This is a genomic window from Mucilaginibacter gossypii (assembly GCF_900100945.1).
Taxonomy (GTDB): domain Bacteria; phylum Bacteroidota; class Bacteroidia; order Sphingobacteriales; family Sphingobacteriaceae; genus Mucilaginibacter; species Mucilaginibacter gossypii.
This window is the reverse complement of the sequence record NZ_FNCG01000001.1, coordinates 13,557-27,915: the sequence shown is the minus strand read 5'-3', so window position 1 is coordinate 27,915 and position 14,359 is coordinate 13,557. Positions and strand designations below refer to the sequence as shown.

Below are 14,359 nucleotides of genomic sequence, written 5' to 3'. Positions count from 1 at the left end.
TTGCAATCTATTTAACATAGCATTGCAGATGAAATAATGCCTGTACCAAACCAGCACATAGCCCACACGGACGAACAGTTATTACAGCTAATGGCCTGCGACAACCGGGATGCCTTTACCGAGCTGTATAACCGGTATTGGGATAAAACCTTTGCTGTAGCCTATCACCGTTTAGATGACGAGCATGAAGCCGAAGAAGTAGTGCAGGAAGTATTTTTAAGTATCTGGCAGCGCCGTGCAAGCCTTAAGTTAACACATACCATGGCTACGTATCTTTCGGTAGCCATTAAATACAAGGTGATCACTCATCTTGATCGTCAGTACAGGAAACAACAGCACCTGGATGAACTCGCTTTTACCTCGCACGAAACAGACGACAGCACTATTCAATGGCTGGAGGAAAAAGAACTGCGCCAACGGCTTAACCACAGCATCAGCCTTCTGCCCGAAAAATGCCGCATCGTATTCCTGCTTAGCCGCGATGAAAATAAAACCTATGCCGAGATAGCTGCTGAACTGGGCATATCACAAAAAACCGTTGAAGCGCATATGTCAAAGGCACTAAGTTCGTTAAGGCAATCGCTGGGTATTTCTCTGCCGGTGCTAATTTTACTCCTCAGCTAATATACACTTCAGTTTTTAACATAATGAAGCGCGATACAGCCCGATTCAAGGATCTTTGATTCAATTAGTTTTAAGCCTACATTTTCCTTTAAACCTGCAGCTTCCAGCAGACTTCTCCCCTCGCCTACAATTACGGGATGTATAACATAATGGAACTCATCAACCAAACCAAGTTCAATGAGTTGTAAGGGCAGGTTCACACCTCCTATTGAAATATTACCTCCGGCCTGTTGCTTCAGTTTGCGGATCTCGTCGCCAGGGTTTGCTTGACTAATAACAGAGTTTTTATCGTTGGTGCCGGTCAGCGTCCGTGAGAAAACAAGTTTTTCAATACCGTCAAATGCCTGTGCAAATTCTTTTTCCTCTTTGGTTGATAAAGGATCTTTTGCGGCATCCGGCCAATACGGAACCATAAGCTCGAAGGTTTTACGCCCGTATACAATCAGGTCAACATCATCCATAAGTCGGGTAAAATGTTCTAATATATCCTTGCCACCGCTAAATTTGGCATGGTCGCAACAACCATCTAAGCTTAGGTTAATGCCGTAGATTACTTTTCTCATTTGATTGGTTTTAATTGGCTTTTTTAAAATTAGTAAATTTTCAACCGGCATAACTTATACAGATCTTTATCTCACCAAAAAAGAAAAAAAAGATAGCGGTAAATATTTTTCATTTTCCACTAAGGGTATCTGCTTCCATCACTGACTATATGTGCAAAAGGTTGAAAGATCAGGCACAATGGAAAACAACACCTACAACGTAAGGGAGCTCGCTCATAAATTAAAACAAGGCACCATCAGTGCTAACGAAAAAGCCTGGCTTGATACCTGGTATGCTGGTTTTAATGATGAAGAAGTATTGTTATCTGCCTCGAAATACCAAAATCCTGAGCAGCTGCGGGAAAGTATTTTGAGTAAGATAACCGCGCAAATGGAAACACCTGAACAACCTGTACGTAAGGTATTTACCTTATGGCGAAACATTGCTGCTGCAGCGGCTTTGGTATTGCTGGTTACCTTTGCCGCGCTTTACAAAAACCAGGTATTGGAAGTTATTGATCCTGCCAAACAGGTCGATCTGGTTACAGCTCCGGGCAAACACCGGCAAATCAGTTTGCCCGATGGTACCCGGATCTGGCTTAGTCCCGGCAGCCGCATCAGTTATCCAGATAAATTCAGGACTAAAGAACGTTTGGTAATACTGGAGGGCGAGGCGTTTTTCGACGTAGTACATGATGAGGACCATCCATTCGTTATCCAATCGGGACAGCTTAAAACCGTGGTATTAGGTACCAGCTTTAATGTTAAAGCCTATCCCGACCAGATTATCTCTGAAGTTACGGTTATCAGCGGAAAAGTGGCGGTGCAGGAGCATAACCTACCCAAAAGCCAGCAAGCCATTATGGTACTTAACCAACGGGCCTTGTATAACAAGGCTGACAGATCGTTAATTAAGGAAAATTATCCCAATGCTTCCAAATTCCTTTCACAGCGCACCGGTTTGTTCAGTTATGACGGGGCGTCACTGCAAACCGTGGTTGACGACCTGTCGCATCAGTATGGTATCCGCATACACCTTACGCCGGATATCACCCAAAACGGTTTTTACGGTCATATCAACACGAATGAGCCTATCGACAAAACGTTTAATAAACTTTCCGCCGTAATGGACCTTCGCTGGAAACGGGTCGAAAACCAATATTTCCTGCAACCTTTATCATCCAACAATTAACCTTTTCATTCTAAAACATCATCCCTAAAAAGGAAACAAACCACACCAACAATTTAAAGCAACTATGAAAACCAACAGACCGGCATGGCCCTCCATGCTGATTTGCGAAATAACGCGAACACCCTTCCGAACGGCACTCTGCTTGTTGTTATTTTTAATGATGGCACTAAGCAAAGCACAAGCCCAGGGACCTTTAGATAAACCCGTTACTATAACCATAAACAACGAACCGATTAAGCAGGCTTTGGAGAAAATCACAGCTGCCTGTGGCGTAAGGTTCACCTATAATGAAACAGTTGCCAAAAGCACGGTTAAGATCAGTGTCAATGCCCAAAATCAACCTTTGGGCGAGGTATTACGCAAGTCCCTTGCTCCGCACCCGTTTATTTTTACGGTGCTTGATAATGAAGTATTGATCAAATACGATGCCGGCAAGGTAAAAAAGCAGGCAGCCGCCGGCACTGATGGCAAATACACGGTAAGCGGCACCGTTAAATCAAAACAAACCGGCGAAACTATTATTGGCGCAAGCATTAGGGTTACCGATGCAAACTTTGGCACATCAAGTAACGAATACGGCTTTTATTCGCTTACACTGCCTGCCGGTGACCATCAACTTTCGGTAAGCGCTATGGGGCAAAAAGCCGCGGTTGTTCCGGTATCATTAGCCGGCAACCTTCGTTTAAATATCGAACTGGAAGACAATGCCCAGCAATTGCAGGAAGTAACTGTTAAAGCAGCGCCTGCCGGCGCACGCGACTTGGCCAGCCCGCAAATGGGCGTTGAGCACCTCAGCATCCAGGAAACCAAAAACATTCCCGTCCTGCTTGGCGAGCGTGATGTGATCAAAACCATCCAATTGCTGCCTGGAATCAAATCGGCCGGGGAAGGCAGCGGCGGTTTCTTTGTACGCGGAGGTGCAACCGATCAAAATTTGATCCTGCTGGATGAGGCACCCGTATACAATGCATCGCATTTGCTGGGTTTCTTCTCCACCTTTAACTCCGATGCCATCAAGAATATCAATATTTATAAAGGCGATATGCCCGCACAATACGGCGGCAGGCTTTCATCTGTACTGGATATTAAAATGAACGATGGTAACAACCAGAAGTTTGGCGTAAGCGGCGGCATTGGCCTGATAGCCGCGCGCATTAATGCCGAAGGGCCTATTCAAAAGGGCAAATCATCTTTCCTGATATCCGCACGGCGTACTTATGCCGATGCTTTCCTGGCCTTGTCAAAAGACAGTATTGCCAAAAAAAGCCAGCTTTATTTTTATGACCTTAATGCCAAAGCCAACTATGTTTTAGGCGATAAAGACAGGTTGTTTGTTTCGGGATATTTTGGAAAGGATGTGCTTAAGGCTGCCGATATAGCCGGCATTAACTGGGGTAACACCACGGCTACCCTGCGCTGGAACCATATTTTTAACAGTCAGCTGTTTTCAAACACCTCGCTCATCTACAGCAATTATGACTATAAGCTTAACATTAAGCAGGATGTAAACGAATACAATATTTATTCGCAGATCCGCGATTTTAACTTTAAGGAAGACATGCAATGGTATGCCGGCGGCAAAAACACCATCAGCTTTGGTGTAAACAGCATTTACCATACCATTAAGCCGGGCGAAATTTCGGCTACCGGTAACTCCGGCGTTATATCTCAAAGCCTGCAAAACAGGTATGCCCTTGAAAACGCCGCTTATGTTACCAACACCTGGAAAGCAACAGATCGTTTTACTTTAACCTACGGGGTACGCCTGTCGGCCTTTACCATACTTGGCTCAGGCGATTATTACGATATTGATGCTGACGGGAACATCGTAGGCTCTAAACATTACACTTCCGGCCAGGAGGTAAAAACCTATATAAACCCTGAGCCCCGCATTGCAGCGGCTTTCCAGCTAAATGATGTAAGTTCTATCAAGGCATCGTACGCCCGCAATGCGCAAAACCTGCATTTGATCTCCAACTCAAACTCGGGTTCACCAACGGATAAATGGGTGGCCAGCACTAATATCATTAAGCCGGAAATTGCTGACCAGTTCTCTGTGGGATACTACAAGGATTTCAACGAACACAACTATGAATTTACCGTTGAAAGCTATTACAAAAAGCTGCAAAACCAGATAGATTACCGCAATGGCGCCAATGTGTTCACCAATCAACCCATAGAAACACAGTTACTTTTTGGAAAAGGCCGCTCCTACGGTGCCGAGTTTTTGCTGAAGAAGAAAACCGGCAGGCTTAGCGGCTGGATCAGCTATACGCTGTCAAAATCTGAACGGATGATTGACGGCATCAATAACAATAAGTGGTACAATGCCCGGCAGGACCGCACCCACGACATTGCCATTGTAGCCATGTATAAAGCCAGCGAAAAATGGACATTCTCCGCCAACTTTGTTTACTATACCGGCGATGCCGTGACCTTTCCGAGTGGTAAATACCAGGTTGACGGCGTAACTTATTACTACTATACCAACCGAAATGCCGACAGGATGCCGGCTTATCACCGTTTAGATTTAGGGGCAACCAGGCAACTTAAAAAAACGGCGAAATTTCAGTCTGATCTGACATTCAGTTTGTACAATGCATACGGTAATCCAAACGCTTACCGCATATTTTTCCGCGACAACAAGACCGACGCAAGCCGTACCGAGGCGGTGCGCACTACCCTGTTCACCTTTGTGCCTTCGGTTACCTATAACTTTAAATTTTAAGCCGATGAAAAACACTATAAAATATATAACTATCCTGCTTTTTGCAGCAAGCCTAAGCAGCTGCGAAAAGGCCATCGACCTTAAACTAAAAGATACTACCCCGCAATATGTAGTTGAAGGTGTATTAACCAACCAGGCCGGCGGCTGCAAAGTATTATTAAGTAAGACCAAAAACTTCACCGATAACAATGACTTCAATGGCATAGGCGGCGCTACCGTTACCATTGCCGATGATAATAACAATGTTTACCCGCTTACAGCTACAATTACCGGCATTTACCAAAACAGTACTTTAACAGGCAACCCCGGCCATACTTATCAGCTTAATGTTAGTGTTGACGGCAAAACATTCACCTCAAGCTGCTTAATGCACCCCGGCGTTCCATTAGATAGTATTTACCTGGTTAAAGACGAGCTTCAAAATAATAAAGACGGCACCCCGCGCAAATATGTTACCGTGCGATATGACGACCCTATTGCTACCAAAAACTATTATCGCTTTGTACAGTATGTAAACGGCCGCAAAGAAGAAACGATCATGCTGGAAGACGATGAATTTACCAACGGGCAGGAGGTGAACAACAACCTCAGGTTTGATAACAGCAACGATAACCCGGCACGCGATATCCGCCCAGGCAACCAGGTAACCATTGAAATGATGAGCATTGACCCGACTGTTTACAAATACTTTTACAGTCTCAGCAACAGCGCCAACGGCGATGGCAATAACGCCGCCCCGGCAAATCCGCTAACCAATATTAAAGGCGGCGCGTTGGGTTACTTTAGTGCGCACACAGTGGAGAGGAAGGTATTGACAGCGCCGTAACCGCCAGCCCTTAAAGGGGTAACTATTGGAGAAAATCATATAAAAACGCCCGCCCAAGGCGAGTTTTTTTTATTTAAACCAATATTTCCCCGCAGGGATTTTGTTGCCTGTTACCATCATTCAAATAAATTCATAAATTTAGCATGTGCAAGATTACCTTTTATTCATAGATACCGAAACCTCCGGCCTGCCCAAAAAGTGGGACCTGCCCTATTGTGATAACGACAACTGGCCTTATGCCCTGCAGGTGTCGTGGATCGTGTACACCAAAGATATGCGGGAGGTAAAGCGTGAAGATCATTATATTAAAGATAATGACTTCACCATAAGCCCAAAAGCATACGCAGTACACGGCCTTACCCAGGAGTATTTGGTTGAGCACGGCGAATGGCGCAAAGATGTAGTGACCATGCTGGCCAATGATCTTTTAGAGTATCAACCACTGGTAATAGGTCATTTTATTGAGCTCGACCTGAATGTTGCCGGCGTTGAGTTTTACCGCACAGGGATCACCAATCCGCTTCAAAATTTAAAAACCTTTTGTACCATGCTGGCAACCACCAAGTGGGTACAAAACCCGCAAACCAAGTATTTAAGGTTAAACCAACTGTACGAAGTATTGTTTAACAAAACCTTTGACAGACAGCACAACGCCCTTGAAGATGCCGAGGCTACCGCCGAGTGCTTTTTTGAGATGCTGAAACGCGGCGATATTACCGAAGAGAGCGTGGAGCACCAGGAGGTTTACCTGCAAAAAATCCGCTCCGAAAAAAAATACCTTTTACCCGCAGCCATCATTTTAATTTTGATCATCATCATAGCTTTTTGGTTATATGGTTCAACGTCTTGAATTTTTAAGTAAAGTATCCCCTTTTAATCTGCTTCCAACAGAAGTATTGGAACAGGTTGCCGACCAGTTGCAGGAGATCCGTTATAGTAAAGACACGGTTATTTACCAGCAGGAAGTAACCAAAATGCGCGGCGTAGACATCATTGCCGAAGGCGAATACGAATCCTTTTTTTATGACACCCAGCAAAATAAGCGGTTGTTGGAGTATCATCATTCGGGTTACTGCTATGGAGGTATTTCGGTATTGCTTAACCGTAAACAGTCTATCCGTACGGTAATAGCCAAAAAGGGCACAACCGTTTTCTTTTTACATCGCAAAGATTTCCGGTCGCTGTGCAAAGCTTACGAAGACTTTGTACAATATTTTACTGCCGATTTTGGTAAACGGATGCTTAATGATGAGTTTGCCCATTTTTACAAACGCCCGGCAACTTTTGAGGAAAGCTATATAGCTTCCGAACAAATGTACTCGCGCAAAATTGAAAGTATCGAATACCGCGAGATAGTATCCTGCCCTCAAGGGACCCCGGTTTATGAAACGGCACGGTTGATGGCCAAACACAAGGTAAGCTGCATTTTTATCCGCGATGAGCAAGCCAAAATTGTAGGCTATGTGACCGATATAACCCTGCGCGATAATGTAGTTGCAAAACAGGCAGATACCGCCCAACCGGTCGGCAACATTATGGATAACCCTATCGTTTGCATTAGCACCAACGCTTATGTATACGAAGCTATCTTGATGATGTTCCGTACCAAAACCCGATATTTACTCATCAAAAACGGGGATGAATTTGTAGGCAGCATCAGCAGGAATAAATTATTGTCCGAACAGGCGCAATCGCCCCTGGTGTTCATTCAATCGGTAAAACAAGCCATTTCAGTACAGGAGCTTAAGCGCAAATGGGAATCCGTACCGCAAATGGTCACACAATTGCTTGGTCGGGGTGTAAACGCCGAAATTGTAAACCAGGTGATCACCACTATTGCCGATACCATTGCCATAAAAGTAATTGAAAGCGTTATTGCAACAATGGGCCAACCGCCGGCCAAATTTGTTTTCATGGTGCTTGGCAGCGAAGGCCGTAAGGAACAAACTTTTAAAACCGACCAGGATAACGCCATTATTTATGAAGATAAAGCCAACGAGCAGCGTGAGTTAGTGCGCGAATATTTCCTGAGTTTTGCGCAACAGGTATCTGAAAAACTTGACCATATCGGCTTCAGCTTTTGCACCGGCGGCTACATGGCCCAAAACCCCAAATGGACGCACTCTCTCTCCCATTGGAAACGCAATTACGAAAGTTGGATGACCGAAGCTGTTCCCGAAACTGTAATTCAGTTCTCTACATTTTTTGACTGCCGATACCTCTATGGCGAAGCCGGCATTATGGATGAGTTAAAAGAGTTTCTGGACGAGGAATTGCAAAAACCTTTGGGTAAGATCTTTTTCCATATGGCTAAAAATGCTTTGCAATATGAGCCGCCCCTCACCTTTTTCAAAAACATCAAAACGTTCACCAAAGGCAGCCAGGAAGTTTTCGACATTAAAAAATCAATGACCCCGATCGTCGACCTGGTGCGGATGTACGCCCTGCGCCACCGTATTTTTGAGGTGAATACTGGCGAGCGGTTGAAGGCGCTAAAAGAGAAAGGTGTGTTCAACGAAAAAGAGGTTCATGAGCTGATCCAGTCGTACTATTTTTTAATGGGCCTGCGCCTCCGCAACCAGGCCTCCCAAATTATCCGGGACCGCACCGAACCCGACAACTACATCGATCCGGATAAACTCACCAAAATTGAAAAAGTAGCCTTAAAGGAGATTTTTAAGACGATAGATAACTTTCAAACAAGGATAAAAATGGAGTTTACCAATAATTTGTTTGGGTAAGGGATGATAAACGTTGGCCTGAATCAATATCGCGTTTATATATTGAAATGTGCTGATGGTTCGTACTACACTGGAATAACTAATAATATTGAGCGAAGATTGATTGAGCATCAATCCGGCGAGAATCCTACTTGTTATACTTTTAAACGGCGACCTTTGGAACTGGTGTTTAATGAGGTATTTAATGACGTTAACCAAGCTATAGCATTTGAAAAACAGGTTAAAGGATGGCGAAGAGAAAAGAAAGAAGCTATCAAAACGACACTTGGGACCTTTTACCGGAATTAGCTAAAGCAAAAAATAAAGGCCTGTTACCCTGAGCTTGTCGAAGCATGACAATCCCTTTTTGTTGTGTGTCGGCCTGTCGCCCTGAGCTTGTCGAAGGGTCGCGCGCAGAGGCCTGCCCTCCATACTTCGACAGGCTCAGTATGACACCCCTTTTTTTAAGTTGTCATAGGGTAGCTCGTCGAAGCATGACATCCATTTTTTTGCTGTACACCGACGTTTTTACCCCCCCATCTCCTCCAGCCTCGCATAAATCTCCACCATCGCTGCCTGGTCTATCAGGCTTTTGATGCGATGCGGACCGAGCAGGTTTTTATCGTTCCGTTCCTGTTGCCATATGCGGTTAGCGTCGTCAACAAAAAAACGAAATTGTGTTTTGTCTTTATCAACACGATATAATTCCTGGTAGCCACGAAGTAAAACCGCATTGAACCAGTAATTGCCGGGCAGCCGGTTGTTGCGGTAAAAGTATTGTTCAGAGGCTTTGGCAATCCGGCGGGCCTCGGTCAGGTATTTTTTTTCATGGGTGATGTTATAGAGCAGCACATTGGCCTGCAGCATGGTGCCCGCGTTGTATGTATAAATAGCCGAATCGATCTTTAACGACGGCACCTTTATGTTATCATAAAACAAGCCGGATGGTGCCTGCAGGTTTTTGTTTGTCCAGTTATAAGCCAGTAAAGCTGTGTCCAAATATTGTTTACGACCTGTTGCTTTGTACAGTTGCAAGGCCACCAAAATCCCCGGACCATTTGAGCAGGTATTTTTACTTTTCCGGTTGCCTTCTTCCCAATAAAAACCACCGCCTGCCTCATTGGTATAACCGGTTAGTAAAAACCGGTAGATCATTTTGGAGGTTTCCAAATATTGTTTGTTATGGGTACGGTTATAGGCATCCATCAAGGCAATGGCCACCCACTCGTTATCATCATAAAAACGCGAATCCTGTTTTTCCTTTGCTACCATGGCCTGGTAAGCCGGTGTAGGTAAGCGGGGCGAATAATATTGCTGGATAGCAACCATAACAGGCTTAAGATATTGTTTGGAAGGTTCCAGCACTTCCATTTCATTAGCAGCCTGCACCAGGGCACAAAGTGGCCACAAAAACGAATGGTTGCCCTTATTCTCAACCGAGTCGGTGGTTTCAAGGTATAACCCGGTCTTTGTATCGGCAAAATAGCTGTTAATGTTTTGATTGATGATTTTTATCCGCTCTTTGTAATTAGGTGTTTGGGCACACGTACTAAAAGCTACGGTAAGACAAAGCAGGGCGATAAGTTTAATTTTCATAGATAATTGTATTTGAGACAGGTATAAATCAAGTACTAAAATAAGCCATAAAAGTGGTTGAATACTTTTATGGCTTTTATTGTTACAAAGTTGTTGTTTAAAATTTACCGGCCGCTTTCAGCGTTGCGGCAGCTTCAACCATCATTACACCGCTTAACTGGGTGGTAAGATCCGTAGTATCTGATGGCTGTTTTTTCCAATCGGGACTGATCATGAGTGACGGCCGCTCGATACCTGCTGTATAAAGTGTTTCGGCATTAAATTTCAGGAAGCTGATAAACTTAGTCCTGTCGGTTTCAGCAATATCGGGGTCGAGGGCCAGCAGTGTAAGATACCTGATCAGGATACCCTTAAATAAACCACCGTCGCCCTGCCCTTCCGATTTCAGGATGCCGCCGGGTGAAATATCTGTATCATTAATGGTGGCATTGGCTGTGTTCACCGCATCGGTGAGGTAGGCAGCATCTTTGGTAACATGATAAAGTTCCAATGCAGCCCCGATAAACACGCCCTGGTTATAGGTAAACTTCCACTTGCTGATCTGCCCGTCGCCATTGGCGTTGATACCATCCCAGATAATGCCCGAAGGATCAAGCAGGGTTTTCTTGAGCCAGGTATATAATCTTTTTGCTGTCGCGAGGTCGGCTTCATTTTTTTCCAAAGCATATAAACGGGCCGCAAAGATGATGGCCGGAGCATTTGCAGGTGTATTTTTATAATCCAACTGATTTTTACGCCAGGCTATACCGCCGCCCTGGTTATTGTTTTCGCCGGTTTGAATATCTGTCCAAAGCGTGTGGGCTGCCGTTAGATAAGCGGCATCCTTTGTAGCATTGTAAGCCCTTAATGTAGCCAGATCCAGCCATTCCATATCATCGTAAAAATTATTGGAAAGACCGCCGTTAGTAGTTTTTATTCCGGCTAAAAGCGAGCTCATTCTTTGCTTGTAGATATCATTATTGGTGCGCAGGTAGGCATCGGTAAAAATATCAAGGGTATGGGCATTAGGCCAGTAATTAAAAGTGGTACTGCCGGCATTGTTCGCCACAAAATAATTTCCGTTTGCAGATATGAAGGTTGTGTATGTTTTTTCCTGTAATGAATCGGCTGTTTCGGCGTACTTATATTGCACCTTTGCCGAAGCTTTATTGCCGTACAAGGGGAAAGGCTTATCCTTTAAACACGATGAAAAAGTCATGGCTATGCCGCCCATAAGGACAGCAGTAGCTATGTTGAGCAATTTATTTTTCATAAAATATCTTTTATCGTCAACCTGCCGCCATATTTTGACAACACGGCGGCAGGTAGGCGGTTAATATTATTTAACAGTAACAGAGTGGGTATAAGCAGCAGCATCAGCGCTAAAGTCAACTACGATATCGGCGTTGTGATTATCGGCTGCACCGGTAAACTTAAAGCAGAAATCATATTGCGAGTTGTTAACCGGCACCATGTACCAGAATGATTTGGCTGTATTGGCATCCGGACGACTGTTATCCGAATTTTTGCTGCCATAAAACTGGGTTGAAGTATTACCCGCAGCATCTTTAAAGGTAAAGCGGAACTTGTAACGCTCATCCCTACCCCATGATTCCTGGTGAAACACAATAGAAGCATTATCTATTTCCCATTTACCACCGGCTTTATAAGGCAGCGGGAACCATACTTTATTATCTGCCGCAAACCATAAACCAACCTCAGTTACTTCGGTTATAGTAGCCGATGCAGATGTAAAGTCAACTACGATACGCTCAACTTTAGTTGCGCCGGTTACGGTAGTGCTACCATCTTTCAGCAGCTTGATACCGTCAATAGAATAGGTAGCGGGCGTGCCTGTGTTACGCTCGGCGAAGTGATAAGTACCTGCTTTTAATGAAGTCCAGGCCTCAAATACACCAGCAGCAGTTTGTTTAAAATGCACAGCTTTGCCTAAGTCGTCGCCGCCTTCGGTAGCCGAACCTGTCAGGTACAGATCGGCAGGAATATCAGTAAAACCCGCGGCACGCTGCACTTCAATAATGCTTGATGCAGTCGCTTTAACCACATTAATACCTTTCGACGACATTACGGTCCATTTCAATTTACCTGTAGCCTGCGGTTGGATCCCCGCTAAATCGGCCACCTTATTCAGGTCTTTATAGGAGATGGTAAGTTTATTGTACAAACCATTAGCATCTGAAGGAACGGTGTAAATCGGCTTTGAAAAATCGCCGCCTTCTTTATCAAAGGCAACCTCGTACAAAACCAGGCCATTGTCTTCGGCATGAGCTTCGGCCCATTCAAAAGTGGCTGAACCGGTTACCGGCTCTAACTGGATGAATTTGTTATTTGCAGGAGCAAACAGGTTGGTTACTGCCGATACCTGTGTATGTTGTAAGGTTTTATCCTTTTTACAGCCTGTTACCATTAAAATGGCTATGATGCCTGCCATGAGGCAGTATGTAATATTTTTCATGATCGTAATTGATTATAATGTCTTTTTATAAATAATTAATGATTTACCAGCCCGGGTTTTGAGTTAGGTTAGGGTCAACAGCGCGCTCATCGCGAGGGATTGGCCACAGGTAGTTTTTACCTTTGTCAAAGGTGCGCAGGTTGGCCCTGATGTAGCCATTATCAACCGATGCCGGACCAAATTTGGCTCCGTGCGCCCAACCATTCAATACGGTTTCGGCGGTGTGCCAGCGGCGGATATCAAATACCCGCAGGCCTTCCATAGCCAGTTCTACACGGCGCTCGTTACGAACTATCTCTCTTAAATCAGCCTGGCTTCCAGCTGCAAAATTTAATGCAGGGGCATCGGTAAAGCCTGCACGACTGCGCAGCGCTTTGATAGTTTTATCCCAAACACCGGCATCCAGCTGACCAAGCTCATTTTTAGCTTCGGCATACATCAGCAACACATCGGCATAACGGATGAGAATCAGGTTTAAAGCGGATTGAAAATTTACGGCAGATGAAGGGTCGTAATATTTACGGGTATAATAAGCTGTTGGTGAACTTACCTTGCCCGGCGCATATTCATCAGGCTTGGTAGCACCCGGATCGTCGCCCGGTTTGGTATAAATAATTTGTACGCTGTTATCCGGCTTTTTCCATTTATAACCGTTGTACACAACCGTATTGGTAAGCCTTGGATCGCGGTTTACATAGGGATTATTTTCGTCATACCCTGAGCCTGGATCGGTGATCTTTTTACCATTTTCCATCAGGTAACTGTCAACCAGCTCCTGTGTTGGGGCAAGGGCATTTAAACGGGCTCCAACAGCAAGCGGAGCCATATCAAAAAAGTTACTGTATGTTTTTACATCCGGTACAAATTCTAGGTCGAGGATCACCTCGCTGTTGTACTCATTCTGCGGTAAAAACAAACCTTCGTACGATGGAAACAGGCTGTAAGTACCATTGCTGTTATCGTTCATCAGCTTTTCGCAGGTGGCTGCTACATCCTGCCAGCGGCTTTCATATAGCAGCACCCTTGCTTTTAAGGCTATGGCTGCACCTTTGGTGATCCGGCCCCTGTCGGCATCTTTATAGGCGGTATTTACCGGCAAATCAGTTGCTGCAGCGTCAAGCTCTTTCAATACAAAATCAACAACCTGCGCTTTTGGCGTGCGGGCGATGCTTTTTGATTCGTCAATGCTGATGTCGTGATCAAACAAAGGCACATCGCCCCACCAGGTTTCCAGCATAAAATAATGAAAAGCGCGGATAAACCTTGCTTCTGCTTTCATACGGGCTTTCAGCGTTGCATCCATAGCAGTTACCCTGTCTACATTCTCTAAAAAAATGTTGCAGGTTTTTATACCGCTGTAGTGGAACCCCCACTCCTGTTTGATTCGCCCTAACGACGGATCATATGTACCCGCGGCAAGCGAGGCAGCACCCTGGTTGTCACCGCGGCCATTGTATGCATTGTCCGACGCTCCTTCGTTATAAAAGAAATAGTCGTTGCTGAACATTTGCGAATAAGCGGTATTAAGCACCGCGCCGGCTTTTTCGGTAGTAGTCCAGAAATTGCTGTCGGTGAACTTATTGGTAGGCGCCAGATCGAGTTTTTTACAAGCCGATAAACTGGCCAGTAATACTAAAAAGGCGGTTTTATATGTCGAATATTTTTTCATGATGGAT

General features: G+C 44.8%; 12 protein-coding genes. 7 read left to right on the top strand and 5 right to left on the bottom strand.

Features of this window, described 5'->3' with window-relative positions; all coding sequences use genetic code 11:
• Positions 1–36: 36 nt before the first annotated feature.
• The gene (locus BLS28_RS00110) at positions 37–624 is read left to right on the top strand and encodes an RNA polymerase sigma factor (protein WP_091162099.1); all 588 of its coding nucleotides are present in this window, start codon (positions 37–39) and stop codon (positions 622–624) included.
• A gap of 8 nt (positions 625–632) precedes the next feature.
• Here the strand turns inward: BLS28_RS00110 and BLS28_RS00105 are convergent, their stop codons facing one another.
• Entirely contained in the window at positions 633–1,187 is a 555-nt protein-coding gene (locus tag BLS28_RS00105; protein ID WP_091162897.1) for a dihydrofolate reductase family protein, read from the bottom strand.
• A gap of 178 nt (positions 1,188–1,365) precedes the next feature.
• Here BLS28_RS00105 and BLS28_RS00100 point away from each other — a divergent pair, with 178 nt between their 5' ends.
• The 6 genes from BLS28_RS00100 to BLS28_RS00075 all read left to right on the top strand — a co-directional run bounded on the left by BLS28_RS00100 (position 1,366) and on the right by BLS28_RS00075 (position 8,941).
• Positions 1,366–2,358: a FecR family protein gene (locus BLS28_RS00100; protein WP_091162097.1), complete on the top strand. Its 993-nt coding sequence runs from the start codon at positions 1,366–1,368 to the stop codon at positions 2,356–2,358.
• A gap of 64 nt (positions 2,359–2,422) precedes the next feature.
• A complete protein-coding gene (locus BLS28_RS00095) occupies positions 2,423–5,086 on the top strand; it encodes a TonB-dependent receptor (RefSeq protein WP_256337307.1) in 2,664 nt (887 codons plus the stop codon).
• A gap of 4 nt (positions 5,087–5,090) precedes the next feature.
• The gene (locus BLS28_RS00090) at positions 5,091–5,912 is read left to right on the top strand and encodes a DUF4249 domain-containing protein (RefSeq protein WP_091162093.1); all 822 of its coding nucleotides are present in this window, start codon (positions 5,091–5,093) and stop codon (positions 5,910–5,912) included.
• 145 nt (positions 5,913–6,057) lie between these two features.
• Positions 6,058–6,762 carry a 3'-5' exonuclease gene (locus BLS28_RS00085; protein ID WP_091162090.1) on the top strand — a complete coding sequence of 235 codons (705 nt, stop codon included), beginning with the start codon at positions 6,058–6,060 and terminating at the stop codon, positions 6,760–6,762.
• The gene (locus tag BLS28_RS00080) at positions 6,746–8,653 is read left to right on the top strand and encodes a DUF294 nucleotidyltransferase-like domain-containing protein (protein ID WP_091162088.1); all 1,908 of its coding nucleotides are present in this window, start codon (positions 6,746–6,748) and stop codon (positions 8,651–8,653) included. Before BLS28_RS00085 ends, BLS28_RS00080 begins: the two co-directional genes overlap by 17 nt.
• Before the next feature lie 3 nt (positions 8,654–8,656).
• Entirely contained in the window at positions 8,657–8,941 is a 285-nt protein-coding gene (locus BLS28_RS00075) for a GIY-YIG nuclease family protein (protein WP_256337306.1), read from the top strand.
• 219 nt (positions 8,942–9,160) lie between these two features.
• Here BLS28_RS00075 and BLS28_RS00070 read toward each other — a convergent pair whose 3' ends face one another.
• From BLS28_RS00070 to BLS28_RS00055, 4 genes are all read right to left on the bottom strand, one after another.
• Entirely contained in the window at positions 9,161–10,228 is a 1,068-nt protein-coding gene (locus BLS28_RS00070) for a glycoside hydrolase family 76 protein (RefSeq protein WP_091162086.1), read from the bottom strand.
• Between the two features lie 97 nt (positions 10,229–10,325).
• Entirely contained in the window at positions 10,326–11,480 is a 1,155-nt protein-coding gene (locus tag BLS28_RS00065; protein WP_091162085.1) for a glycoside hydrolase family 76 protein, read from the bottom strand.
• 66 nt (positions 11,481–11,546) lie between these two features.
• On the bottom strand, positions 11,547–12,683 hold the full coding sequence (locus BLS28_RS00060; protein WP_091162083.1) for a SusE domain-containing protein: 1,137 nt from the start codon (positions 12,681–12,683) through the stop codon (positions 11,547–11,549).
• A gap of 43 nt (positions 12,684–12,726) precedes the next feature.
• Positions 12,727–14,352 carry a RagB/SusD family nutrient uptake outer membrane protein gene (locus tag BLS28_RS00055; protein WP_091162082.1) on the bottom strand — a complete coding sequence of 542 codons (1,626 nt, stop codon included), beginning with the start codon at positions 14,350–14,352 and terminating at the stop codon, positions 12,727–12,729.
• Positions 14,353–14,359 lie beyond the last annotated feature (7 nt).

Coding starts and splice junctions, on each gene's coding strand:
- BLS28_RS00080 (WP_091162088.1), top strand. CDS start 6,746: ATGGTTCAACGTCTTGAATTTTTAAGTAAAGTATCCCCTTTTAATCTG.
- BLS28_RS00070 (WP_091162086.1), bottom strand. CDS start 10,228: ATGAAAATTAAACTTATCGCCCTGCTTTGTCTTACCGTAGCTTTTAGT.
- BLS28_RS00060 (WP_091162083.1), bottom strand. CDS start 12,683: ATGAAAAATATTACATACTGCCTCATGGCAGGCATCATAGCCATTTTA.
- BLS28_RS00100 (WP_091162097.1), top strand. CDS start 1,366: ATGGAAAACAACACCTACAACGTAAGGGAGCTCGCTCATAAATTAAAA.
- BLS28_RS00105 (WP_091162897.1), bottom strand. CDS start 1,187: ATGAGAAAAGTAATCTACGGCATTAACCTAAGCTTAGATGGTTGTTGC.
- BLS28_RS00055 (WP_091162082.1), bottom strand. CDS start 14,352: ATGAAAAAATATTCGACATATAAAACCGCCTTTTTAGTATTACTGGCC.
- BLS28_RS00110 (WP_091162099.1), top strand. CDS start 37: ATGCCTGTACCAAACCAGCACATAGCCCACACGGACGAACAGTTATTA.
- BLS28_RS00075 (WP_256337306.1), top strand. CDS start 8,657: ATGATAAACGTTGGCCTGAATCAATATCGCGTTTATATATTGAAATGT.
- BLS28_RS00095 (WP_256337307.1), top strand. CDS start 2,423: ATGAAAACCAACAGACCGGCATGGCCCTCCATGCTGATTTGCGAAATA.
- BLS28_RS00065 (WP_091162085.1), bottom strand. CDS start 11,480: ATGAAAAATAAATTGCTCAACATAGCTACTGCTGTCCTTATGGGCGGC.
- BLS28_RS00090 (WP_091162093.1), top strand. CDS start 5,091: ATGAAAAACACTATAAAATATATAACTATCCTGCTTTTTGCAGCAAGC.